This window comes from Pseudomonas neustonica, from assembly GCF_003797945.1.
GTDB classification, from domain to species: domain Bacteria; phylum Pseudomonadota; class Gammaproteobacteria; order Pseudomonadales; family Pseudomonadaceae; genus Halopseudomonas; species Halopseudomonas neustonica.
In genome coordinates, this window is sequence record NZ_RKKU01000073.1 from 1 (window position 1) to 1,238 (window position 1,238).

Below are 1,238 nucleotides of genomic sequence, written 5' to 3' on the forward strand. Positions count from 1 at the left end.
TGTAGTGGTCAACTGATCCCGGACAGTATTATAAGTTTTTCTTCGGCTACTACCGGCGATATACCACCGTTGAACGTATGAGGCCGTTGCTGGTTGTAATACCCCATCAGGTAATCGCCAACATCCTTTTGCGCCTCGGGCAGGTTCCGATACCCTAAGGTAGGTATCCACTCCGATTTCAGGCTCCTGAACAGCCTTTCCATCGGGGCATTGTCCCAGCAATTACCTCGCCGACTCATGCTCTGCTGCATGCGATACCTCCAGAGACGCTGGCGAAACTTGCGGCTTGCGTATTGGCTTCCCTGGTCCGAGTGAAACATGACTTTTTCCGGCCGGCGACGTTGCTCCCAGGCATGATCAAGCGCTTTTACAACAAGATCTGCGTCTGGCTTTGCTGACATAGCCCAGCCAACGACACGCCGGGCATATAGATCCAGCACTACAGCAAGATAACTCCAAGACTGACCCGTCCATATGTAAGTGATGTCACCACACCAGACTTGATCAGGTCGACCAACCACAAACTCACGAGCCAAGTGGTTCGGAATGTCGGCCCGCTCGACCGTCGCCTGCTTGTAGGCATGAGGCCCTGGCTGTTTGCAAATCAGCCCCAGCTCACTCATCAGGCGCCGCACCTTGAAGCGTCCAGCCGTTATGCCTTCCTCGCTGAGCAGCCCCATCATGGTCCGGCTACCTGCAGAGCTTCGGCTCTTCGAGAACAGCCGGTTTACCTTTGCTTTTAAGGCAAGCCGCTCAACATCTAACCGACCCCGGCGTTGACGGTAATCGTAATAGCTTGAGCGGCTAACATCGAACGCTGCGCAGACCGTCTCGACAGGCATTTGCTCACTCAACTGGTCTATCAGCGCGTACGATTCATCTCGTCCGACATCAAGAGAGCGGTAGCCTTTTTTAATATAGTTTTCTCCATCTCCAGGCGCTTGCAGCGGGCCTCAAGTTCCTGGATCTTGCGCTGCTCCGGCGTCAGCGCTTTGCCCTTGGGCGTAACGCCTTCACGTTCCTGTGCCAACTGGTCGACCCAGCGGCGAAGAGCACTTTCTCCGACACCGAGAGAAGTACAAGCCTGGAGAATGCTATACCCTTGTTCAAGCACTAGGCTGGCTGCCTCCTGCTTGAACTCGGGAGAAAAAGTGCGCCGTTTCTTGGTCATGTGACACCTCGCTTATGGTGGCAATTTTACCACCTACGTTGGTGTCCGGGTTTAGTAGACCACTACA

Annotated in this window: 1 protein-coding gene; it reads right to left on the reverse strand. The window is 54.4% G+C overall.

From position 1 onward, the window contains the following. Positions 1–8 precede the first annotated feature (8 nt). A protein-coding gene (locus tag EF096_RS20155; RefSeq protein ID WP_123891522.1) for an IS3 family transposase occupies positions 9–1,171 on the reverse strand; the annotation gives its coding sequence in 2 pieces (ribosomal slippage) (positions 9–916 and positions 916–1,171; 1,164 coding nt in all). Positions 1,172–1,238 lie beyond the last annotated feature (67 nt).